This window comes from Streptomyces sp. NPDC057697, from assembly GCF_042799335.1.
Classification (GTDB): domain Bacteria; phylum Actinomycetota; class Actinomycetes; order Streptomycetales; family Streptomycetaceae; genus Streptomyces.
On record NZ_JBHVJA010000008.1, the window covers coordinates 168727 to 191033 of the forward strand.

22 protein-coding genes and 2 pseudogenes are annotated in these 22307 nt (G+C 68.3%); 10 read left to right on the top strand and 14 right to left on the bottom strand.

The genetic code is table 11. The annotated features are described in order from the left end of the window. Positions 1 to 198: 198 nt before the first annotated feature. Positions 199 to 840, bottom strand: a complete 642-nt coding sequence (locus tag ACFVFH_RS21660; RefSeq protein WP_383771538.1) for a ScbR family autoregulator-binding transcription factor — start codon at positions 838 to 840, stop codon at positions 199 to 201. A 571-nt stretch (positions 841 to 1411) separates the two neighbouring features. Here ACFVFH_RS21660 and ACFVFH_RS21665 point away from each other — a divergent pair. Further along, the gene (locus ACFVFH_RS21665; protein ID WP_383771156.1) at positions 1412 to 2098 is read left to right on the top strand and encodes an HAD family hydrolase; all 687 of its coding nucleotides are present in this window, start codon (positions 1412 to 1414) and stop codon (positions 2096 to 2098) included. Between the two features lie 319 nt (positions 2099 to 2417). Here the strand turns inward: ACFVFH_RS21665 and ACFVFH_RS21670 are convergent, their stop codons facing one another. Further along, a complete protein-coding gene (locus tag ACFVFH_RS21670; protein ID WP_383771159.1) occupies positions 2418 to 2894 on the bottom strand; it encodes a hypothetical protein in 477 nt (158 codons plus the stop codon). 35 nt (positions 2895 to 2929) lie between these two features. On the opposite strand from ACFVFH_RS21670, the pseudogene ACFVFH_RS21675 reads away from it, so the two are divergent. The 3 genes and pseudogenes from ACFVFH_RS21675 to ACFVFH_RS21685 all read left to right on the top strand — a co-directional run. Then, positions 2930 to 3393 (top strand): annotated as a pseudogene (locus tag ACFVFH_RS21675) (transposase family protein); the annotation flags it as partial. A 209-nt stretch (positions 3394 to 3602) separates the two neighbouring features. After that, positions 3603 to 4211 (top strand): annotated as a pseudogene (locus tag ACFVFH_RS21680) (hypothetical protein); the annotation flags it as partial. Between the two features lie 112 nt (positions 4212 to 4323). Then, a complete protein-coding gene (locus ACFVFH_RS21685; protein WP_383771162.1) occupies positions 4324 to 4701 on the top strand; it encodes a nuclear transport factor 2 family protein in 378 nt (125 codons plus the stop codon). 161 nt (positions 4702 to 4862) lie between these two features. Here the strand turns inward: ACFVFH_RS21685 and ACFVFH_RS21690 are convergent, their stop codons facing one another. The 3 genes from ACFVFH_RS21690 to ACFVFH_RS21700 all read right to left on the bottom strand — a co-directional run bounded on the left by ACFVFH_RS21690 (position 4863) and on the right by ACFVFH_RS21700 (position 8656). Next, positions 4863 to 5627, bottom strand: coding sequence for a GNAT family N-acetyltransferase (locus ACFVFH_RS21690; protein WP_383771540.1), 765 nt, complete (start codon positions 5625 to 5627; stop codon positions 4863 to 4865). Positions 5628 to 6072: 445 nt separating this feature from the next. Next, positions 6073 to 7332, bottom strand: coding sequence for an IS701 family transposase (locus ACFVFH_RS21695; RefSeq protein ID WP_383771542.1), 1260 nt, complete (start codon positions 7330 to 7332; stop codon positions 6073 to 6075). Between the two features lie 223 nt (positions 7333 to 7555). Then, positions 7556 to 8656, bottom strand: coding sequence for a serine hydrolase (locus ACFVFH_RS21700; RefSeq protein WP_383771165.1), 1101 nt, complete (start codon positions 8654 to 8656; stop codon positions 7556 to 7558). Between the two features lie 182 nt (positions 8657 to 8838). Between ACFVFH_RS21700 and ACFVFH_RS21705 the strand changes: the two genes are divergently transcribed. The 3 genes from ACFVFH_RS21705 to ACFVFH_RS21715 all read left to right on the top strand — a co-directional run bounded on the left by ACFVFH_RS21705 (position 8839) and on the right by ACFVFH_RS21715 (position 11829). Then, positions 8839 to 8997 (top strand): hypothetical protein, encoded by a 159-nt coding sequence (locus ACFVFH_RS21705; protein ID WP_383771168.1) that lies wholly within the window; start codon positions 8839 to 8841, stop codon positions 8995 to 8997. Between the two features lie 759 nt (positions 8998 to 9756). After that, on the top strand, positions 9757 to 10740 hold the full coding sequence (locus ACFVFH_RS21710) for a histone protein (protein ID WP_383771171.1): 984 nt from the start codon (positions 9757 to 9759) through the stop codon (positions 10738 to 10740). 6 nt (positions 10741 to 10746) lie between these two features. Beyond that, entirely contained in the window at positions 10747 to 11829 is a 1083-nt protein-coding gene (locus ACFVFH_RS21715) for an SRPBCC family protein (RefSeq protein ID WP_383771174.1), read from the top strand. 27 nt (positions 11830 to 11856) lie between these two features. Here ACFVFH_RS21715 and ACFVFH_RS21720 read toward each other — a convergent pair whose 3' ends face one another. The 9 genes from ACFVFH_RS21720 to ACFVFH_RS21760 form a co-directional block, all read right to left on the bottom strand. Continuing rightward, positions 11857 to 12264, bottom strand: a complete 408-nt coding sequence (locus ACFVFH_RS21720; RefSeq protein ID WP_383771176.1) for a gas vesicle protein K — start codon at positions 12262 to 12264, stop codon at positions 11857 to 11859. After that, positions 12254 to 12502: a gas vesicle protein gene (locus tag ACFVFH_RS21725; RefSeq protein WP_383771179.1), complete on the bottom strand. Its 249-nt coding sequence runs from the start codon at positions 12500 to 12502 to the stop codon at positions 12254 to 12256. The genes ACFVFH_RS21720 and ACFVFH_RS21725 overlap by 11 nt, the downstream gene beginning before the upstream one ends. Continuing rightward, positions 12499 to 13311, bottom strand: a complete 813-nt coding sequence (locus ACFVFH_RS21730) for a GvpL/GvpF family gas vesicle protein (RefSeq protein ID WP_383771182.1) — start codon at positions 13309 to 13311, stop codon at positions 12499 to 12501. The genes ACFVFH_RS21725 and ACFVFH_RS21730 overlap by 4 nt, the downstream gene beginning before the upstream one ends. Then, positions 13308 to 13751: a gas vesicle protein gene (locus ACFVFH_RS21735; protein WP_383771185.1), complete on the bottom strand. Its 444-nt coding sequence runs from the start codon at positions 13749 to 13751 to the stop codon at positions 13308 to 13310. Before ACFVFH_RS21735 ends, ACFVFH_RS21730 begins: the two co-directional genes overlap by 4 nt. A gap of 123 nt (positions 13752 to 13874) precedes the next feature. Further along, positions 13875 to 14126, bottom strand: a complete 252-nt coding sequence (locus tag ACFVFH_RS21740; RefSeq protein ID WP_383771188.1) for a gas vesicle protein GvpG — start codon at positions 14124 to 14126, stop codon at positions 13875 to 13877. A gap of 9 nt (positions 14127 to 14135) precedes the next feature. Beyond that, a complete protein-coding gene (locus ACFVFH_RS21745; protein ID WP_383771191.1) occupies positions 14136 to 14849 on the bottom strand; it encodes a GvpL/GvpF family gas vesicle protein in 714 nt (237 codons plus the stop codon). 3 nt (positions 14850 to 14852) lie between these two features. After that, positions 14853 to 15308 (bottom strand): gas vesicle structural protein GvpA, encoded by a 456-nt coding sequence (locus ACFVFH_RS21750; protein ID WP_383771193.1) that lies wholly within the window; start codon positions 15306 to 15308, stop codon positions 14853 to 14855. A 96-nt stretch (positions 15309 to 15404) separates the two neighbouring features. Then, positions 15405 to 15785 carry a gas vesicle protein gene (locus ACFVFH_RS21755; RefSeq protein WP_383771196.1) on the bottom strand — a complete coding sequence of 127 codons (381 nt, stop codon included), beginning with the start codon at positions 15783 to 15785 and terminating at the stop codon, positions 15405 to 15407. A gap of 308 nt (positions 15786 to 16093) precedes the next feature. After that, positions 16094 to 17278, bottom strand: coding sequence for a zinc-dependent alcohol dehydrogenase (locus ACFVFH_RS21760; RefSeq protein WP_383771198.1), 1185 nt, complete (start codon positions 17276 to 17278; stop codon positions 16094 to 16096). A 453-nt stretch (positions 17279 to 17731) separates the two neighbouring features. Between ACFVFH_RS21760 and ACFVFH_RS21765 the strand changes: the two genes are divergently transcribed. Genes ACFVFH_RS21765 through ACFVFH_RS21775 form a run of 3 tightly spaced genes read left to right on the top strand, consistent with a single transcriptional unit; the run spans position 17732 to position 22255 of the window. Then, positions 17732 to 18748: a LacI family DNA-binding transcriptional regulator gene (locus ACFVFH_RS21765; protein WP_383771201.1), complete on the top strand. Its 1017-nt coding sequence runs from the start codon at positions 17732 to 17734 to the stop codon at positions 18746 to 18748. Next, positions 18745 to 20298 carry a sugar ABC transporter ATP-binding protein gene (locus tag ACFVFH_RS21770; RefSeq protein ID WP_383771203.1) on the top strand — a complete coding sequence of 518 codons (1554 nt, stop codon included), beginning with the start codon at positions 18745 to 18747 and terminating at the stop codon, positions 20296 to 20298. Before ACFVFH_RS21765 ends, ACFVFH_RS21770 begins: the two co-directional genes overlap by 4 nt. Beyond that, positions 20288 to 22255 (top strand): substrate-binding domain-containing protein, encoded by a 1968-nt coding sequence (locus ACFVFH_RS21775; protein ID WP_383771206.1) that lies wholly within the window; start codon positions 20288 to 20290, stop codon positions 22253 to 22255. The genes ACFVFH_RS21770 and ACFVFH_RS21775 overlap by 11 nt, the downstream gene beginning before the upstream one ends. The last annotated feature ends 52 nt before the right edge of the window (positions 22256 to 22307 follow it).

Here is a 22307-nt window from a genome sequence, read left to right on the forward strand (position 1 = left end):
GCCCTCTGCCGTTTTGCGGAGGGCCGGAGGCGTTCGCGCTGTTCAGGTGGGGTAAGCGGCATGAAGCAGGCTTCGGTCCCGGAGGATGCCGAGTCGGCTCGGAGGGCTTGCGGTGGTCGGCAGCCCGGCAGCCCGGCAGCCCGGCAGCCCGGCAGACGCGATCCGGCCGACGCCGGAGCCGTTGCTCCGTGGCGGGATTCAACCGGCGGGCGTCGGCCGGTGGTGTGCCAGTGCCCGCGCCACCAGGGCGGCGGGCTCGGGGCGTGCCTGAAGGGCCTTGAGGATCAGTAGCCACCACCGGTGCAGGCGGTCGGAGAGGTCCTCCTGACCGGTCATGTCCTCGGTGAGGTTGTACAGCCCGAAGAACGCGCACACCAAGGTCGTGGCGGTGTCCGACGGCTCGACTTCGTCGGCCAACTCGCCGTCGGCGCGTGCCTCGGCCAGAAGACGAGTGGCGGCAGTCGTCCAGACGGCGAAGGGCGTGGGTATGGCGATGTCGATGGTGCGGCGCTCGGCCCATAGGCGTGCGCCGGCCCGGGTCATGACATCGTCGCGCAGCGCCTTGGCGATATCGAAGCTGAGGGCGACCAGCTTTTCCAACGGCGGTACCCCGGCGGCTGCATAGCGTTCGGCCAACGACGGCCAGGCCGCGAACTGTTCGCGTACGACCGCCAGCGCGAGCTTTTCCTTGCTGGAGTAATGGAAGTAGACGGCTCCGCTGGTGCGGCCGGAGAGATCGCTGATTTCATTGATGCTTGTCCGTACGTACCCCTGTTCAACGAAAAGGCGTGCTGCGGCTTCCAGCAGCGCCCTACGCGTCGCGCGCGCCCTGTCCTGCATGCGTGTTTCACCTTCGTTCGTCAGTTCGCACTTTTTTCGAGCGGAAAAGTTGTGCGCCGCGGCGCACTGACGGCGCTCCATGCCGTTAATGCGTGGAGATTATTATTGTTCTTGGGTTGCGCGTGAGTACGGTCAATGGCGAAAAATCGCGCTTCCCTGATGTCGTCGAGCGCGGACGTCCGTCACGGAGTCCACTTGGCACGCCCAAGTTCCCTTATGTGCAACGGAGTTATGGGGAACGAGTGCGCCGTTCATCTGTCGCTGAGCTGTTGCTCGCGCGTCGCGATTACTCGAAATATGGCACGCAGTCAAACACTCAAAATGATGATTGCGACCTCTCCAGCTGGAAATTAACGTAGTTATCACGATGTTTCTGGGGTCATCCGGAGAAGACCGGACGATGTCCATTGCTGGAGAGCCCGGAGGAGAGACATCGGCCTTCACACGCAGTCGAGCGCGACTCGTTCGGCGGCGTACCTTCTGCGGCCGAGCGGGCCTCTCCGCACTCCCCTGCTTCGTACTGCGAGCACTGAAGAAGCGGGGTGGCGCGCTCTTCGAGAACGGCAGGCAAATGACAACTCGTCACATCTTCACCTGGTCCCCGGCTGCCATCGTCTTCGACTGCGACGGAACCCTGATGGACACCGAACGCCACTGGCAGGACGCTCGCAGCCGGGCCTTCGGGGAGTTCGGACTGAAACCGCGTCCAGGCTTCGCCGAGCGGGCCAAGGGCGTGCACTACACCGAGTGCGGCAGCCTCATGGCCGAGGAGAGCGGGAAGCCCCACCTCGCCGACGACCTGGCGCAGGCGCTCCTCAGGCACTTCATGGCGCTCGTCGCCGAAGACCCCGTGACCATGCCGGGCGCGGCGGCACTGGTCCGGATCGCCGCCCGCCACGTCCCGCTCGCGGTCGCAAGCAACTGCCCGCTGGACGTGGTCGAGTCCTGCCTCACACGGGCCGGCCTGCGCGGTTACTTCGCGCATGTGGTCGTCGCGGGCGACGGGCTGCTGCCGAAACCCCATCCGGACGTCTACGCCACCGCGGTCCGGCTGTGCAGCGTGCGGCCGGAGGACGCGATGGCGGTGGAGGACTCGGTCACCGGCGTCGAGTCGGCCCGCAGCGCAGGCATGCGTGTACTCGGCGTGGGGCCCCGGCCGACTGACGAGGAGGTCGATCGGGCCGACCTGTGGCTGCGTACCCTGGCGGAACCCGAACTCCAGGCGTGGGTCCACGCCTGGACGGAGGGGGAGGACTAGGCACTGTCCGCCGGATCACGCGAGCTGCTGACCGAGATCGCTCGTCGGTTCGTCGTGTGCTGGTGGGAGAGGCCCTGCTGGGAAACGCCCCGCAGGGCCTTGGCCGTTCATGGGCCGGTGCCGCTGATGCCCCTACGGATCGTCGAGCTCGGGGAGGTGCTGGCACCACCCGGCCCGGAGCACAATGGCCAGTTGCTCCCATGCGAACTTCCGCTCGAACAACCAATTGTCCGGCACTGGCTCGGCGGGATGGTCGACCTCCCGCTCGAACAGCGAGGCCAAGGGCTGTCCCGTAAAAGATCTCCGGGGGACGGCGGTGCTACCCCATGACCGCGCGAGCTGCGTCCAGAAACACCAGCCGGTTGTCCTCCAGGTAGTCCCGCACGCTTTCACCGTCGGGCAAGCCTTCCCATACCGTCCGGTTGAGGTCGAGGAAGTACGCGCGGGCCGCGTCGTGCACCGGCAGAGGGAACTGGATGCGGATGAGCCGCTCCGCAACCCACAGCCTGTTCATGACATCCCGGGTCGTGAGGAACCAGGCGTCCGTGTCCTCCCACTCGGAAGGCCGACTGAAGGCGGAACGTTCGGCCTCGGCCCCCACCTCGACGAATCGCTCCAGCAGCGCCAGCCGTTCCCCGCGCCGGGCCTCCGACAAGGCGAGCTGCTGGCGTTGCTGTTCAGCGCGTTCCGCCGAGAGTTGAGTTCTGTGCTGGACGAGGTAGGACAACGAGCCGCCGAGGACAACGCCGCCCAGCGATATGAGTGACACCCAGACCTGACCTGACATGCCGGTCATCGTGCCATGCCGTCGATCTCTGGGACGATCTCGCTGTGGCTGGTGTGATCGCGGCGTCCGAGCCGTCCTGGGCAGCCCCGTTCACCGGGCTGAGCGCGCGGCAGTTCGGAAAGCTGGTGACAGTTCTGCGGCGCGAGGGTGCGGACGCGGTCCGCGAGGGACGGCCGTGGGGCCTGCCGTTGGGGGACCGGGCCCTGCTGGTTGCCGCGTACTGGCGCGCGAACCTGTCCATGCGCCGGCTCGCGCCGTTGTTCGGGGGGTTCAAGTCGGCGGCGGACCGGATCACCGACTGCCTCGGGCCGATGCTTGCTCTCCAGCTCCGCAAGCGGACGCCAAGGGCACCGTGCTCATCGTGGACGGCACCCTGGTCCCCATCCGCGACCACTCAGTGGCCGAGCAGTCCAAGAACTACCGGTACTCCACCCACCACCAGGTCGTCATCGATGCCGACGGCCGCATGGTCGTCGTTGCGGGCCTGCCGTTCGCCGGACACCGTAACGGACCACGCGGCAGCCGCCATGTCCGAGGCCGCCCGAGACCATTTACGGGACAGCCCTCAGCGTTGGGGAGATGAGTACTGCTCAAGAATCTGTTGCCCGGTGCGGTAGCGCGGTCTTGGGCGTGCCTCGATGTGTGGTTGGCTGCGCATGCGCCGCAGAGCGTATCCGGCTTGAACGACCCTGCTGACCCTGCTGACCCTGCCGACCCGCCGGGATCGCTGAAGCCGAGCGGGCAATGAGCTTGCAACTCCCGGCCGACTTGGTCGAATCGTTGCGGTGTCACAACGGGGCGACTGAAGACGCCCTTGCTCGGGGAGCGAGCGTCTTATCTGGTGCGGATCTGCTGTCGGCATCCGAGATCGCTCGGACTCGGCGAATAGTCATGGAGAACGCCGAACTCTTCGACGTGTTTGAACCGAACGAGGGAGAGGGCGAGCCCCATTGGCACTCGTTGTGGATCCCTTGGGCGATTCGGGAGCATCCGCACCAGGTGGTCGATACGCGTCCTGGTCCCCAGCAGGGACCACTCGGCAGCGCCTGCGGCCGACCCGGCAACTTCAACCCGGGCGGGAACGGCTGCCGGCCGAGCTTGGCGGCCTACTTGGAAACTGTTGCCGACGCGCTATGCAGCGGCGGCGATGCTGGCGGATGGCGCGCTCATCTCGGAGCAGACAGAGATGAGCTGGTGTGGGAACCCGAAGGGGATTCAGAGCCACTTGCCGAGGCCGACCTAGGCCCTGGAGCCGACAACCTCGACCACCTTGAGCATGTGGACTCTTTCCGTCAGCTACGACCGGCACCCATCGGACTTCCCTGACCACGCGGAGTTCGAGGAGTTCCGCGCCTGGTGCTGTGACCGGGAAGGTTCACCGTGATCGGAAGGCGGCACGTGGGTCGAGCGCACGCGAAACGTCTGATATCACTGGGGCATGCAGGAAGAGACCGCACGCTCCGCGATCGACATGTTCATTTCCGCGTTCAACGCCTCGGACGACAGTTATGTGACTGCCCTGCTCTCCCAGGCCCTGACCTCAGACGTGGTCTTCTGGGGGCCGTTGGGGCGCAGCGAAGGGATCGGGGCGGTCGAGCAGTTCGTCCTGGACATCCGACGCCACCCGGCGGGGGCCGGCACGATGGTGCGCTGTTCGGCGGTGGACGTGCCTGACGAGTGGGCTCGGTACCAGTGGGTCTTCACCACGCCTGATGGAGGCCCCCGCCTGGCGGGAACGGATGTCGTCCATCTGCGACGGAGCCTCATCGACCAGATCATCGTCTTCGCGGGGGAGATCGAGCCCTCTGCCTCCTGAGCCGTTCGTGTCTCCAGGGACAGGCCGCCGTGATCCGTAGGCACAGGCGTCAGCCACCGTGGGTGGCGGCTTTTGGGAGGAGTCAGCCCTTGTGGACGGCTGTGTGTTGACCGATCACACTGGCTGACGCCCCCCAATTGCTTGCGCCTTGTCCTGGTGGTTCAGTGAGTGATGGCGTGTTCGGTGAAGTGGCCGCAGGGGCGGAACCCCAGGCGGCGGTAGACGGGCTCGCCGTCGGCCGACGCCTGCAGGACCGCGATGCGGTGGTCCAGGGCGCGGGCCGTGTGGAGGGCGGCGAGCGTGATGGCACCGCCGTAGCCCCGTCGACGGTGGGTGGCCAGCGTGGAGATGTTGAAGATACCGGCGACCCCCGCGTGCTGGAACACCTCGGCGGAACAGACGGGACGGCCCTCCACGTAGCCCACCAGATACCGGGCCGGGCTGTCTGCGGCCAGTGCGTTCGGGGCGGCCTGGGAGAAGAAGTCGCGGACGGTGTCGGAAGGCGGCTCCCAGTTTGCGGCGAGGACCGAGGCGTAGTCGGCAAGCTGTTCGGGAGTGGTCGCCCGCTGGATGTCCAGCGCCTGTACGGCGGGCAGGGGCAGGGTGTTGTCCAGTTCGGCCCACATCGCCGTCTCGCGTTCGGATACGGGCAGACCGGCCGCCGTCAAGCGGGCGGCGAGGTCCGGTGGTGTCGAGGCGGGCCCCACCCACCAGGAGAAACGACGGCCGGTGCGGGCCAGAGTTCCGGCGGTCTCGGTGATGCGTGCCGCGGCGTCGGTGACGGTGAAGCCGGCCGCGGCGACGATGTTGAAAGTGTCGTCGTCCAGGCCGCTGTCGGCGACCAGGAGGTCACCGGTCTCCGTGACGGTCGCACCAGCCATGCTCCGGTGCAGGTGACAGGCGTGTTCCGCCAGATTCCGTTCCATCCTGTCCATCACATCGGCTTCATCGGCGAAAAGATCATTCATGGTCAGTGGGCCTTTTCCGGTCATCGGTCATCGCGCTGTGCGACGAGAGGGCTGGGTGGTCGTGTTCGAGGCGGAACAACACCGGCGCAGCTTCGGGCATCGTGCCGATCCGTCAGAAGGTAGACGATCCGTCAGGAAGTCGACGCTGATCTGCCCCAGGGGCTTGAAGGGCCGAGGACTGGTGAGAGGTTGCGGTCTTACGTCTGCCCCATGACCCCCCTCTACGTGCCCCCGCTTACCGGGCTTGCGTACGGCTGCGGCTATTGCCGATCGACGCAGTTCGGGGCCCGGCGCTGCCGCACCCGAGCAAGACAACCGCTAGGCCGGAAACGGTGTCTACTGTCAGCGCTGTGAAAGGAGGCCGTCGTATTGGTGTGCTAGTACTCCAGTGCGACTTCGTGATCTATCCGGTTGAGGAGCTGGCGAGCCGTTGCTGGTAGTGGCTGCGGCGGGCACCGGCCTGGTGGCGTCTGCGCCAGTTTGACCAGTGCAGCAGTCTGCGTGGGGGTGCGTTGGCCGGGATCAGTAGGGCGCCGAATAGGTGGCGAATCTCCGGGAAGGTCAGGTCGATCGGGTCGGTGCTGCGGGCAGGCCGGTTCGGATCGGCGGTCCTGGCCGGCGTCGCGTCGGCGGCCAGGAAGGCCAGCGCGAGCTTGGCCAGGGTGATGTGGCGATGCCAGGCGGTCCAGTGGCGGACCTGGTAGTGGTCCAGTCCGACCTGGCCTTTCGCGGCCTGGAAGCACTCCTCGATGCACCATCTGGTCCCGGCGACCCGGACCAGTTCGGACAGCGGCACTTGTGTGGGGGACCAGCACACATAGAAGGCGAGCTCGCCGCTGCTCGGGTTGCGGCGGATCAGCAGGTGCCGATGTCCGTCGGTGCCGATCTCGCTCCAGGCCCAGTCGTAGTAGCGCGGCCCCTTCGCTCCGGCGCCGGCGCTCTGTCGGTGCCAGGCCGAGGCGGGCAAGCGGTCGGCGACGGCATCCGCGCGGGCAGCGGTCCGCCCCTGGTTGATCCGCACCCGCGCGCTGCACGCGACGGCCAGGACGTAGCCGATGCCACGGGACTCCAACAGGGCGCGCAGGTGGGGATCTTGGCCGTAGGCCTCGTCGCCGGTCACCCAGGAGGCGCTGATCCCGGCATCCAGTGCTGCGGCGATCATCTGCCCGGCCAGTGTGGGCTTGGTCGCGAACTGCGCCTGGTCGGGCACCCCAGCGCGGGTGCGGCGCTCGGCGTCCTGGCACCACGAGGCGTCGGGCAGGTAGAGCCGACGGTCGATCAACGCCAGTCCTCTGCGAGAGGTGTAGGCGAGGAAGACACCGACCTGCGTGTTCTCGATCCTGCCCGCGGTGCCGGTGTACTGCCGTTGGACGCCGGCCGACGTGATGCCCTTCTTCAGGAAGCCGGTATCGTCCACGATCAGGACGCCGTCGTCGGCGCCGAGGTGTTCGAGGACGTAAGCGCGGATGTCGTCGCGGACTGCGTCTGCGTCCCAGCTGGCGGTTCGCAGGAGTCGCTGCATCGGTCCGGGGCGGGCGTGGCCGGCCTGTTCGGCCAGCCGCCAGCAGTTCTTCCGCTCGGCGCCGGACAGCAGGCCGAGCACGAACGCGCGGGCTGTGGCACGGGGCTCCACCCGCTTGAACCGGCCCGCGATCCGGGCCATGGCCTGGTCGAACACCGCCCGCCAGCGGGCCGCGTCTATGCTGTGGCCCGCAGCCACCGCACGATCTTCAGGAGTCCACACAACCCTTGATGATCACGCGGTGGCCGTTGCCGCTGTCACCCGGCTCCAGCGCTGTCGCGCACGGGTGAATGCGCTCAGCCCTATGCCGTCCACCCGCTTGCTGGTTGGAGCCCAGGTACCTGTAGCTGGTGCCAGAGGGACTTCAGGCACCCGTGTCCTGTAGTGCGGTGATGGCCTGCGCGGTAACGGCGCCGATGGCGCGGCTGATCGCGGCGTCGTCCGAGCCAGGCCGGGATCGAGTGAACACAGCGGCGGCATATCGGCGGCCGTCGGGATAGGAGATCACGCCGATCTCGTTGCGGATCACACCGACCAGGCTGCCGCTCTTGGCGGCGACCCGAACTGGCAGCCGGAACCCGCTCGCGATCCGGTGCCGGGTCAACTGCCTCGCCATTACGGCGCGCACACGTTCGCACGCGGCGGCTGGGCCCGCCCGGTCCGTCCAGATCAGCCGCAGCAGCTCGACCATGTCACGAGGGGTGGTTCGGGTCCCCTGCGACGGGTCCAAGGCACGGGAGGCAAGGAGCCTTTTGTCGGCCTGCGCCATCTCGTCTGCCGACGCGCCGGCTGCCCAGGTCAGCGCGTCCTTCCAACTGGCACAGCCGAGGTCCTGGCCGATGGAGTCGAGCATGGTCTGCAGGTCCGACTCGATCACAGTGCCGGTCAGCCCGAGCCGCGTTGCTGTCGCGTTGAGCGCGTCAACGCCGACCCGCCGCAGCAGCGCGTCGGTCGTGTGGTTGTCGCTGATGGTGAGCATCAGGACGACCATGTCCCGCCATGAGAGCACGGCATCGTCATTGAAGAGCGAGATCCCGACCGGGCCGGGAGTCCGGCCGACGGCACTCAGCGTCACCCGCTCGCACGGGTCCAACCGGCCATCGGCGAACGAGGTCTCCACCTCCAGAGCGACCTGCACCTTGACCACCGAGGCCGGGACCACAGGCTCATCAGCATGCAGGCCGAACTCGGCGTCGCCTTCAAGCGGCTGGACGCATAATGCGCCTTCACAGCCAGCCCGTTCGAATATCTCTCGAATGTCGTCCGTCATGGCGACGATTCTGTCAGCACCCAGGCGCAAGATCACGAAGTCGCACTGGAGTACTAGGTGAGGCGGGTGGAGCCCACGGATCCAACGTCTGTCACGTTTCGACTCCTCGTCGTCGCTGATGGTGAAGGCGGCGACGCTTTCGCGGTCGGGGCCATCGAAGAATCCGTCGTGGGCGAGCGAATCCAGAGCGGCCACGCACGTCTCGTACAACTGATTCCTGAAGGCTCCAGGGTCGAAGTCGTCTCGCTTCCGGCAGGTCCGGCTCATGCTCGCGGAGCTGCGTGCGGAACTCGTCGAACCGCTGCGCTTCGATGCTCCAGACGTACAGATCGGCGTCGGCGGGGTCGCGCGCCCGCATGCGAGCCAGATGATCTCGGGTGTCCCAGGCCGCAACAGATGGTTATGGCATCCGCGTCGGAGTAGAGCGCGTAGCCGCATACGTGATCGGGGTACTGCTCGGTGAGCTCGACGAATGCGTCGCGGGCGGCTTGCCGAACCTCGCGTTGAAGGATGTCGAAGTCCACGAGACCCGTTGAGTCCTTTCTCCTTCTGCGCTGCTCATGATGCGTGGTGGACCGGTGTTTGTTACCGAGCGGCCGTCTGATCTTCGTACCCTGCCGAAGAACGGTGTGAAGCCCCTGACTGAAGAGCTCAAGGGCGGCACGCTCGCCGCGGTTCAGTAGCAGTGCAACCCGCTCGTCCGAGGAATCCACGCGGTCGCTGAACGTACTGACCCACTGCTCATGACCGCCTTCAGGGCCCTGCGGCGAGTCGGCCCGTTCCTTGGTCCATCCGAGCCGTCACCAAGGCCGCCCTCGTCCGTCGATCCCAGCACGACCGGGCGGGGGTTGCACGCGACTTTGAGTCGTACGTCGGCGGTGTCGCGTCAGGCGGTGGCGTCGCGTCGGCGACCAGCGCATTCGATATGTGTGCCCATACCGACCGTGATGTGTTTCCGCCGCGTCGAGCGAGGGACTGGACCCCTGAGGGACGATTCCGATTCCGCTTCCGCGCCATGGCCCGCGGGACGTCGAGACGGGCCTGAGCGGCGGCTGTGACCCCAATGGCGGGTTGCCCGGATGACCACCCCTCCGGGCTCCCCGGTGCGCGCTGAACACCGTCCCGGCGGGACCGCTGGGCGTTTCCCGGCGGGGGAACGCCGCTCTCTCGGGATGCGTGGAACCCGACACCGATCACTGTGGAGATACAAGCGGGGCTGTGCTCGTGAGGCCGCCTCCTGCGCACATGCCGACCGGATGACCGGCTGAAATCTTCCGTGAAGAGGTAACGCACTCATGAACGAAGGAAACAAGATCCTGCTGGCCACTGCCTTGGTCGGCGGATATGTCCTGGGTCGCACAAAGAAAGGGCGATTCGCTCTCACGATGGCGTCCTATATCGCTGGACGCCAATTCGGACTCGAACCGAAACAGCTCGTGGCCCAAGGAATGCGCAGACTCGGAGAGATTCCCCAGGTGGCGGACTTGGGCGAGCAGCTGCGTGGAGAAGTCATGGATGCCGGTCGGGAGGCCGTCACCGCTTCGTTCAATCGCCGGATGGAGACCCTTGCCGATTCGCTCCATGAGCGAACGGCCCAGTTGGAGAACGGCGGGAAAGAGCGGGAGAGGGACGGGGGAGGCGAGGAAGGGGAGGAAGGAGGGGAGGAGAGAGAAGAGGGGCGTGGAGAAGAGTACGGCTACGACGATGGAGAAGGACCGGAGGACGCATACGAAGAGGAGCCGGAAGAGGAAGAGGAGCCCGAAGAAGAATACGAGGAGGAGCGACCCCGTCGCCGCGCTCGACGCGCAGATGGGGAGACCGCGCCGCGGAGGCGTAGAACCGCCGCCGGTCGACACGAAGCGCCGAGGCGGAAGCCTCCTGCCGGGAGGGACGAGAAGAAGCCGGTCGCCAAGAAGGCCGCCCGGAAGAAGGTGGCCCAGAAGAAGGCGACCTCCGGCAGGGCCGCGGCCAAGAAGTCGCCGCCGGGCGGGAGAGCTGCCGCAGAGAAGTCAGCGCCTTCCAAGAAAACTGCCGGGAAGAAGACGGCGAAGAAGACGGCGAAGAAAGCGGCGAAGAAGACAGCGCCCCACGGAGCCGCAGCCAAGACCGCGCCCGCGAAGAAGGCATCAGCCAAGAAGGCGCCCGCCAAGAAGACTTCAGCGAAGAAGGCGCCCGCGAAGAAGGCTGCGGCAGGGAAGAAGAAGACCGCTCCCGCTGCGAAGAAGACCGCCCGCAAGAGCGTCAAGAAGACGTCATCGCGCGTCGAGCGCCGGAGGTAATGGACCATGTCGAAGTCGGACGAGAGCAATGCGTACTCAGGGCTGGACCGACTGCGCGAAGAGCTCGGTGACTATCTCACGGCCCGAGTCGGAGACCTGGCGGAGAAGGCTGGCGACAAGCTGATCGATGCGACGGACCAGCTCGCCGATGTCGCCCAGAACGGCGGATCGCTCTCCAAGATTGGCGCGAACCTCCTCAGTGGGGATTCCCCACTCAAGGCTGTTTTCTCCGGAGCTGCACAGAACGTCAAGGAGACCATTTCGGAGAAAGCGAAGGGTGTCCTCGGCGGAGGGAAGGGGAGGAAATCGGGCGACAAAAAGGTCACCAATATCATCGAGGTCATCGATGTCGGTGTGCCGTTGCGTACCGCGTACGACCACTGGACGCAGTACGAGAAGTTCAGCAGCTTCACCAAAGGCGTTCGGGATGTCTCTCGGACCGGTGAGACGGAGAGCGACTGGAAGGCGAAGGTCGGTCCTTCGACCCGGGGCTGGAAAGCGACCGTTCAAGAGCAGGTGCCGGACGAAAGGATCGTCTGGACGTCCGAGGGCTCCAAAGGATCGACGCGCGGGGCGGTCAGCTTTCACGAGCTGGCACCAGGGCTGACGAGAATCGTCCTCGTTGTTGAATATTACGCTTCGGGTCTCTTCGAGAAGACCGGAAACCTGTGGCGTGCTCAGGGGCGGAGACTTCGGCTGGACCTGAAGCACTTCCAGCGTCACGTCACGCTCACCGACGAAGAACCCGACGGCTGGCGCGGAGAAATCCGCGACGGAGAGGTCGTACAGACCCACGAAGAGGCCCTCGAAGAAGAGGAAGCCGCGAATTCCGACGACCGTGAGTACGACGACGAGTACGACGAGGGCGGCGAGTACGGCGATCAGGACGACGCGTACGAAGGCGATCGGGACGAGTACGACGACCGTGAGCAGGACGAGTACGACGACCGTGAACAGGATGGCGATCAGGACGACGAATACGACGACGAGGAAGACGAGGAAGACGAATACGACCGCGAGCACGGAGACGAGGACGAGGACGAGGACGAGGACGAGGAGAGGGGGCGGACGGCGTCGCGGCGGCGGTGAACCGGCCTCCGGGAGCGCCGGTGCGGGTCATTCCGGTGGTGGGAGAAGCGGCCCGAGAGGCCCGAGATCGAGATTGAGATCTTCCATGGAAAGGCCGTACCGGGCGCAGAGCTCGGTCATGCGACTGTGCAGAATCATCAGAGTCGCTCCCAGACGTTCCTCCTGTTCCTCGGTGAGATCTCCCGCGTCGACCCGGTGCAGGGCTTGGCGTTCCATGAGCTGTCGCAGCAACTCGACGAGGGTGAGGACGAGCTTCATCAGATCTCGCTCCACCGTGTCCGGGTCCGTGGTGATCCGGCGGGCCGGCCGTCGCCTCCCCGCCCCGTCCTCCGGCTGGACGTCCTGTGGCTTGGCGGGCAGCGTGCGGAAGGCGCGGACGGCGGCGTCGGCGACCTCGTCCAGGCGACCGCCGGGTCGACGCTCCTCAGGGGTCATGGCCCTCTCCTGCGGGTGCCGGGAGGACATGCCAGGGGGAGGGGTTCTGCTCGCTGATGGACACGATCAGAGCGCGCAGCGAGATGCGCACCAGGTCGATGTCCGCGATGGACAGCACGACGTCCCCGGTGAGGACCACGCCCCCGCTGAGGAGCCGGTCCAGCAGGTCGATCAGTGCGATCTGCCGCTCCGGCAGGGGCTCCTGCGAGCTGTCCGGCACGCCGGCCACCGGCCTCATGGGGCGGCCCCCCTCAGCGGTTCGACCTCGGCGGCGAAGGAGTACGGGGGCCACGGCCCGGTGATCTCGACGCGCACCCCCTCAAAGCCCTCCGCCGCACGCGTCACGGCGGCACGGAACTCTTCGGTCCGGCCCAGCGGCACGAGGTAGGCGTCGTTGACGACGTTCTCTCCCGGCCGCAGGGCGAGTTCGCCTTGCTGCAACCGGTGCTGCACGCGATCCACCGCGTGGGCGCAGGCGGCGACCCGTACCCGCTCCGCTGCTCGTTCGGCGTCCTGAAAGGCGTCCTCGCGGGCGTGCCGCTGCGCCCTGCGCCGGCTGAGATAGGCCCGGCCGGGACTCAGGCCCGACGCCTCGTCCGCCTCGGCCGCCGGGCTCCCGCTCGGGGCGGCCACCTCGACGTAGAGCTTGACGCCCCACTCCACCTGCGCCGCCAGCTCGGTCAGCCGGCGGTCGAACGTCTCGTCGTGGGCACGGAGCATGGCGCGTACCCGCTCGTCGTCCAGGTAGACCGTCGCCAGACGGAGCGGTAGCACAGTGGTGCGGACGGCCAGTGCCGCGATGACCTCGTGGTGGGAGCGGGCGACCGAGGAGAGCCAGTCCAGGTCCTCCAGATGGGCGCGCAGCGCGTCTTCCCGAAAATCCGGTTCGGGCACCGGGCTCACGGCGGCCACCACGTCGTGGCCTTCTCGCGCACGCACCAGACGCACCGGCGCCTCCGACACCCCCTGGAGCCCGGCGAGCACCTCCGCCAGTGATCCGTCGGCGTCCCGTGCGACGGCGTACGCGTAGGAGACCTCCTCGGTCATGGTTCCTCCCGCTCCTCGCCGCGGGCTCGGGTGTCCGTACGCGCGGTGCGTGAGGTGCGGCGGGGAGCCGCGGGACGGCTCCGCTCCGCCGGCGGTGGCAGCCCGCGATCCTCGTGCAGGGCGGCGATCTCGGCATTCAGCCGTTTGTTCTCCTCGGCGAGCGACCGGTAGTCGTCGTTGGCGCCGGAGGACAGGGCCGGGTCGTGCTCCCACCAGTCGATGCCCATTTCCTTCGCCTTGTCCACCGAAGCGACAAGAAGGCGCAGCTTGATGGTGAGCAGTTCGATGTCCAGGAGGTTGATCTGGATGTCACCGGCGATGACTATGCCTTTGTCCAGGACCCGTTCCAGGATGTCGGCGAGATTGGCCGAGGAGCCCTGGCCGTACGGGGCGGACCTGGACGGAAGATCGCCCAGCCTCCTGGCGACGGAGTCGGACACGGACCCTGCACCTCGATTCCCTGCTCTCGCGATGCCTCACCGGCATCGCACGGCCGTGCTCTTCACTGCGTGAACGGCGACTTCATCGAGACAGTCGCGGCTTCGCTGCGTGAAGCGTGGCGATCAGGTGGGGGTGCCCCGGAAGTGCTCCCTGATCTCGTCCAGCCGGTCCAGCAGCGCGTCCTCGCGCCGGTCGAACGTCTCCTCGTCGATCTCCCCGGCCAGGAGCTGCCGTTCCAGCCGGGCGAGTTCCTGCTCGACGGGCGCCGGATCGTAGTACTCGTTCTCCGCGGCCTCGATCACGCGCTCCATGACCCAGGTCACGCCGCGCACCGGAGCCAGCGGAAGGGTCGCGAGCTGAGTCAGCAGTCCCATGGAGACTCCCTAGACGAAGCTGTACGCGGGCAGCGGACCGAGCAGCCTCAGATCGAAGTCCTCGCCCAATTCCTTGGCGAGGCCGCGTTCTTCGTCGAGGAAGCTCTTCTCCCTGTCCCGCGCCACGAGGAAGGACACGTTCAGGAAGTCGTTCCCGGTCGCCTGCGACGAGCGCTCCTCCCGTGCGAAACCGCGCAACGCATCGAGCACCCCTGCCGCGAGTCGGTCCTGCCGCGCCTGCACTTCCTGCGAGACCAGCTCACCGAGGGCGAGAGGAAGCTCGGGGCTGCTGTCGCCACTCCTGATCGCCTCGTTGAGCTCGCGGGCCTCGTCGGAATCCTGAAGTATCCGCCGCAGCAGGGCGTTCTCGTCCTGGGCGGCCTTCAGGTGGTACTCGATGCAGTCCTCCAACGCTCGCAGCCGTTCGGTGAGCTCGTCCGAGCGGCCCTCCAGGACTTCTCGTACGGCATCGTCGTCCGCGGCGGTGAAACCGAACTGCATCGGCAGAACCGTGCCGTCGGCCATCAGCCTCTCCTGGACAGCCTGGTGCGCGCCGAGGTCCCGGCGTTTGGGCCTCAGTTCCTCGGGCGCGTCGCTGACGACGGCGGACAGTATTCCGCTGCGCACGGTGCGCAGGGCCGCCGGGGGATCCCCCACCCCGTCGAGACCGTCCAGGCGCTGCGGATGGCTGCTCAGGACGACGGAGTAGACGTACACGGCCATGGCTCACTCCTCGCGGCGCCGGGCAGCGGGCCGACGCCGCGGCCGCTCCCGCCTCTCCTCGGGTTCCTTGCGACCCTTCCCGGACTCCTCGTCGTCATCGCCTCCCTTGAGGGCATCCGTCAGCACCTCCGCGGCCCCGCCCAGGGCTCCCTTGGCCTTGCCGTGCGCTCCGCCCTCGGTGACCTCGCCGACCAGATCGGTCAGCTGGGAGGGAGCCTTGCGGCCCTGCTCCAGGTCGAGGCGGTTGCACGCCTCGGCGAAGCGGAGGTAGGTGTCCACACTCGCCACGACGATGCGGGCATCGATCTTGAGGATCTCGATGCCCACCAGCGAGACTCGGACGAAGACATCGATGACCAGGCCCCGGTCCAGGATCAGATCGAGGATGTCGTAGAGGTTGGCGGCCCCTCCTCCACCGCCCCTGGCAACGGATCCTCCGGCCTGCGGCACCATAGTCATGGTGCCCCCTTTCAACGGCTCGCGCCCGGTTCCGGCGCGGCCCTCTCGTCCGGGCGGCGAACGGCACGTCGGCGCGGTGGCACACGGTCGGCGGCCTCAACCCCGGTCGATCTGGCCTCGGGTGTAACGCCGTGTCCGTTCGTACGACACCAGTTCGCCGCCCTTGTCCAGCAGCACCCGATAGCTGGCCATCACGCTGGTCGTGCCAGGAACGCGTTCCAGCTCCAGGACTTCCACGTCCGCCTGCCAGCCGTCCTCGGTGGGTTTCAGCGCGGAGACGGATTCGGGGCCCCGGCCGAGGAGTTCCTGAAGCTGCTCGGCGGCGTACCGCATGGCCTGCGGCGCCGAGACCCGGCGCGGCGCGCGCCCGGTGCCGCTCGTACGGCTCTCGGCGCGGTCGGCGTCGCTCTTCCCGGCGGTCTTCCTGCGGGACGGGCGCCGGACACGCTCCGTCTTTTCCTCTTCGCCTTCGGCCATGTTCCCTCTCCGGATTTCGGAGACGACATGCTGCCCGCGCCCATTTCACAAGACGCCATTCCATGGTAGTCGGCATGGGCCGACCATTCACGGTGCGGGAACGCGCGGGCAGGCACGCCGGGGCGGCCCGCGACCTGCTGTGCGCAGGGGAGTCACCAGGAGTGATCTGGAGAGGGTTCGCTGCGGCGGCACACCGCGGCAACAGTGAGCGGCACACCGCGGCAACAGTGAAAGGGCATGAAAGCGTTCAGCGAAACACGTTGTGATCGTTCACGGGACTGAGGCCGACCGGCGCGGCTACGGATGCACTACGGATGCAGGAGGGTCTTGACCATCCCGTCCTCCTTGTCCTGGAACATCGCGTACGCCTTGGGGGCGTCCGACAGGGGCAGGTGGTGAGTGGCGAACCCGTCCACCCCGAGCACGTCCTCGTCGTCGAGCAGCGGAAGAAGCTCCGGTACCCAGTGCCTTACGTTGGCCTGGCCCATCCGCAGCTGGATCTGCTTGTCGAACAGGGTCAGCAGAGGCAGCGGGTCCGCCGCGCCTCCGTAGACACCGGAGATGGAAACGGTCCCGCCGCGCCGCACCACGTCGATCGCCGTATACAGGGCGGCGAGGCGGTCCACCCCCGCGTGTTCCATCAGGCTCCGGGCGACCATGTCGGGCAGCAGGCCGGTGGCCCACTGCGCCGTCTTCGCGAACGGCGCGCCGTGCGCCTCCATTCCCACCGCGTCGATCACGGCATCGGTTCCCCGTCCGTGGGTGAGCTCCCGGATCGCGTCCGGAAGGTCCTTGCCGAGGCGCTTCGCGTCGAAGACCTGGACGCCGCGCGCGGCCGCCCTGGCGAGGCGTTCGGGCACCAGGTCGACGCCGATCACCAGTGCGGCGCCGAGATGCCGGGCCACCCTGGCGGCCATGTCCCCGATGGGGCCGAGGCCCAGCACGGTGACGCTGCCCCCGGGAGGTATGGACGCGTACGCGACCGCCTGCCAGGCGGTGGGGAGCACGTCGGACAGATAGACGTAGCGGTCGTCGGGCGGCCCGTCGGGGACCGGGATCGGCAGCGTGTTCCCGAACGGCACCCGGAGCAGCTCCGCCTGCCCGCCGGGCACCTGCCCGTACAGCTTCGTGTACCCGAACAGCGCGGCACCGGTGCCCTGTGCGCGCACCTGGGTGGTCTCGCACTGCGAATGGAGGCCGCCCCGGCACATGAAGCAGGTCCCGCAGGAGACGTTGAACGGGACCACGACACGGTCGCCCACCCGCACCGCCGTGACGTCGCGGCCCGCCTCCTCCACCACCCCCATGGGTTCGTGGCCGAGGACATCACCCGGGTCCAGGTACGGCCCGAGCACCTCGTACAGATGCAGGTCGGAGCCGCAGATCCCGGTGGAGGTGATGCGTACGACGATGTCGGTGGGATCCTCGATCCGTGGATCGGGGACGGTCTCCACCCGTACGTCCCTGCGTCCTTGCCAGGTGAGTGCACGCATGGTGTCTCCTCCTCACTGCGGTACTTCTGGATGGCGGGCCGTACGCACCCCCGGCGCTCCCGGCCCGCCGCGGGCGTCGCCCCCCGGCCCAGGTGCCGGGAAGCGGCCGGTCGCCGGTGCCCGTCGGCAGCGCATCCGCTGCCTCCCGCGCGGTTCCGCCCCCGGGCCCGTGCCTTTCCCGGGCCCCACCCCGTGCTTCTCCGGGAACGGGCCGACCCATCCAGCCAACCAGCGACCCGGCCATCCCGCCTCCCGTGGCAGGGACCCCCGCGCCGGACGGCGCTTCGGCTTCCGGGGGCGCCCGCACGGGTCCGCGTCACGATCCGGTCTCGGACAGCGGGTGGGGTCTTGTTTCCAGCCATGTAATCGTTTCCAATCTTCTGTGTAATCGATTCCATGACTCCGGTCCGCTGGTTTCGAGGCTCACGGAAACCACAAGGAGGTGGTCCGTACATGGCGAGCATCAAGGATGTCGCGGCCCAGGCGGGAGTCTCTGTCGCCACGGTCTCCCGCGTCCTCAACAGTCATCCCTCCGTCAGCCCGGACGCCCGGACCCGGGTCCGGGCCGCCGTCGACGCCCTCGGCTACCGGCCCAACGCCGTCGCCCGCTCACTGCGCACCGACCAGACGCGCACCCTCGGTCTGGTCATCAGCGATGTGCTCAATCCGTACTTCACCGAGCTGGCCCGCTTCGTCGAGGAGGAGGCGCGGGCCCTCGGCTACAGCGTCATCATCGGCAACGCCGACGAGCGGCCCGAGCTCCAGGACCACCACGTCCGCACGCTCCTCGACCGCAGGATCGACGGGCTGCTGGTCTCCCCGGCGGACGGCGACTCCGCGCTGATGGCGGACGTGGCGCGGGACGGTGTCCCGATGGTCTTCGTGGACCGCTGGATGCCCGGCGTCGACGTCCCCGTCGTACGGGCCGACGGCCGCGACGCGATCCGGGACCTGGTCGCCCATCTGTACGCGCTGGGCCGTCGCCGGCTCGCCATCATCGCCGGCCCCGCGGCCACCACCACGGGCGACGAACGCGTCGAGGCCTTCCGCGAGGCGCTGCGCGCGCACGAACTCACCCTGCCCGACACCCACATCGGCCAGGGCGACTTCCAGGCCGACAGCGGCCGGCGCGTCACCGAGCGCTTCCTGGCGCTCCCCGAACCGCCCGAGGTCGTCTTCGCCGCCGACAACCTGATGGCGCTCGGCGCGCTGGACGCCATCCGCGCGGCCGGTCTCCGCGTGCCGCAGGACATCGGGCTCGCCGCCTTCGACGACATCCCGTGGTTCGTGCACACCGACCCGCCCATCACGGCGATCGCCCAGCCGACCGGTGAACTCGGCCGCGCCGCCGTCCGCGCGCTGGTCGACATCGTCGAGGGCCGGTCCCCGCAGTCCGTCACCCTCCCCGCCCGTCTCGTCGTACGCCGTTCCTGCGGCGAGCCCGCTCCGGACCCGAGGAGCAACCGGTGAACCCTTCCCACGAGTTGCTGCGCGTCGAAGGCGTACGCAAGACCTTTCCCGGCGTGGTCGCCCTGGACAGCGTCGACTTCGACCTGCGCGGCGGCGAAGTCCATGTCCTGCTCGGCGAGAACGGCGCGGGCAAGAGCACGCTCATCAAGATGCTCTCCGGCGCCTACCGCCCCGACAGCGGCCGGATCTTCGCCCAGGGGCGCGAGGTCCGCATCCATGGCGCGCAGGACGCCGAACGGCTCGGAATCGCCACGATCTACCAGGAGTTCAACCTCGTACCCGACCTCACCGTCGCCGAGAACATCTTCCTCGGACGGCAGCCGCGCCGCTTCGGGATGATCGACCGGCGGCGCATGGAGGCGGACGCCGAGGTGCTGCTGCGCCGCGTCGGCCTGCATGTCTCGCCGAAGGCGAAAGTACGCGAACTGGGCATCGCCCGGCTGCAGATGGTGGAGATCGCCAAGGCGCTCAGCCTGGACGCCCGCGTTCTGATCATGGACGAGCCGACCGCGGTCCTCACCTCGGAAGAGGTCGAGAAGCTGTTCGGGATCGTGCGCCGACTGCGTGCGGACGGGGTCGGGATCGTCTTCATCACCCACCACCTCGAAGAGATCGCGGCACTCGGCGACCGGGTCACGGTGCTGCGCGACGGCCGGAGCATCGACCAGGTGCCCGCCTCGACGCCCGAGGCGGAGCTCGTGCAGCTGATGGTGGGGCGCAGCATCGACCAGCAGTACCCCCGTGAACGCCCGGAGACCGGCGATCCGCTGCTGTCCGTGCGCGGTCTCACCCGCGACGGCGTGTTCCACGACATCACCTTCGACGTGCGGGCCGGAGAGGTGGTCGGCCTCGCCGGTCTCGTCGGCGCCGGACGCACCGAGGTCGCCCGCGCCGTCTTCGGCGCCGACCCCTACGACGGCGGCACCGTCGACGTGCTCGGCGAGCCGCTGGCCAAGCACGACGTCACCGCGGCGATGGGCGTCGGAATCGGCCTGGTGCCCGAGGACCGCAAGGGGCAGGGCCTGGTGCTCGACGCCTCGGTGCAGGAGAACCTCGGCCTGGTGACCCTGCGCTCGGCGAGCCGCTCCGGTCTCGTGGACCTCAAGGGGCAGCGCGTGGCCGCCGCCCGGATCGCCGAACAGCTCGGCGTACGGATGGCGGGTCTCGGCCAGCACGTCCGTACGCTCTCCGGGGGCAACCAGCAGAAGGTCGTCATCGGCAAGTGGCTGCTCGCCGACACCAGGGTGCTGATCCTCGACGAACCGACCCGCGGCATCGACGTCGGTGCCAAGGTCGAGATCTACCAGCTCATCAACGAACTGACGGCCTCGGGCCACGCGGTCCTGATGATCTCCAGCGACCTGCCCGAGGTCCTCGGCATGAGCGACCGGGTGCTGGTCATGTCCCAGGGCCGGATCGCCGGAGAACTCCCCGCGCACGAGGCGACCCAGGACGCCGTGATGGCCCTCGCCGTCGGCGCACCCCCCACCCCCACTGCCGCGACCGCGGATCCGGCCGCGAACGAAGAGGAGAACCCCCGTGGCCACTGACACGCTCAAGAGCGACTCGGGCGCCGGTGGCGCCGCGGGGCACACGGTCCGCCGACTGCTGCTCGACAACGGAGCCCTCAGCGCCCTGGTCGTCCTGCTGGTGGCGATGTCGCTGCTGTCCGGAGACTTCCTGACCACCCAGAACCTGCTGAACATCGGCGTCCAGGCAGCCGTCACCGCGATTCTCGCCTTCGGTGTCACCTTCGTCATCGTCTCCGCGGGCATCGACCTCTCCGTGGGCTCGGTCGCCGCGCTCTCGGCGACCGTCCTGGCCTGGACGGCGACCTCGGAGGGACTGCCGGTCTGGCTGGCGGTCGTCCTCGCCGTCGCCACCGGCATCGCGTGCGGGTTCGTCAACGGGGCGCTCGTCTCGTACGGCAAGCTGCCGCCGTTCATCGCGACACTCGCGATGCTGTCGATCGCGCGCGGTCTGTCGCTGGTCATCTCGCAGGGCAAGCCGATCGACTTCCCCGGCTCGGTCTCCGTGCTCGGCGACACGCTCGGCGGCTGGCTGCCCGTCCCGGTCCTCGTGATGATCGCGATGGGACTGGTCGCGGCGCTGATCCTGGCCCGTACCTACATCGGCCGCTCGATGTACGCGATCGGCGGCAACGAGGAAGCGGCCCGGCTCTCCGGGCTGCGGGTCAAGCGGCAGAAGCTGGCCATCTACGCCCTGTCCGGGCTCTTCGCCGCGGTCGCGGGCATCGTCCTCGCCTCCCGGCTGACCTCCGCGCAGCCGCAGGCCGCGCAGGGGTACGAACTCGACGCGATCGCCGCGGTGGTCATCGGCGGCGCCAGCCTGGCGGGCGGCGTCGGCAAGGCGTCCGGGACCCTGATCGGCGCGCTGATCCTCGCCGTGCTCCGCAACGGGCTCAACCTCCTCTCCGTCTCGGCGTTCTGGCAGCAGGTCGTGATCGGTGTCGTCATCGCCCTCGCGGTGCTGCTGGACACGCTCCGCCGCAGGGCCGGATCCAAGGCGGCCGCACCGGGCGGTTCGTCCGCCGCGCCGGGGTCACCGGGACAGGGCCGCAGGGGCGCGGTCAAGTTCGGCATCGCCGCACTGTGCGTCGCCGTCGTCGTGGGCGGGGTCTCGTACCTCAACTCCGGCTCCTCCGGTGGCACCACCAAGGTGGGCATGTCGCTCTCCACGCTCAACAACCCCTTCTTCGTCCAGATGAAGGCGGGCGCGCAGGCCGAGGCGCGGAAGGCCGGGGTCGGCCTCACCGTCACCGACGCGCAGAACGACGCCTCCCAGCAGGCCAACCAGCTGGAGAACTTCACGAGTTCGGGCATGAAGTCGATCATCGTGAACCCGGTGGACTCGGATGCGGCGGGCCCCGCCGTCCGGGGCGCCGACAAGGCGGACATCCCGGTGATCGCCGCCGACCGGGGCGTCAACAACGCACGGACCGCGACGCTGGTCGCCTCCGACAACGTCGCCGGCGGCAGGCTCGCCGCCAAGGCACTGGCCGAGAAGCTCGGCGGCAAGGGCAGCATCGCCGTCCTCCAGGGAACCGCCGGTACCTCGGCCAGCCGCGAGCGCGGCGCGGGCTTCGCCCAGGGCCTGAAGGCGTACCCGGGCATCAAGGTCGTGGCCCGGCAGCCGGCGGACTTCGACCGCACCAAGGGCCTGGACGTCATGACCAACCTGCTCCAGTCCCACCCCGGGATCACCGGAGTCTTCGCCGAGAACGACGAGATGGCGCTCGGCGCGGTCAAGGCGCTCGGCGGCAAGGCGGGCAGGACGGTGTCCGTCGTCGGATTCGACGGGACCCCCGACGGCCTGAAGGCGGTGGCCGCGGGCACGCTCTACGCGTCCGTGGCGCAGCAGCCCAAGGAGCTGGGCAGGATCGCCGTGCAGAACGCCGTGAAGGCGGCGGAGGGCAAGAAGGTCGACAGCATGGTGAAGGTGCCGGTCAAGGTCGTCACCCGGAGCAATGTCGCCGACTTCGCCTGACCGGCGCCCTTCGCCCGGGCCCCGGAAACCGGAGCGTTGCCTCTCGCACGGC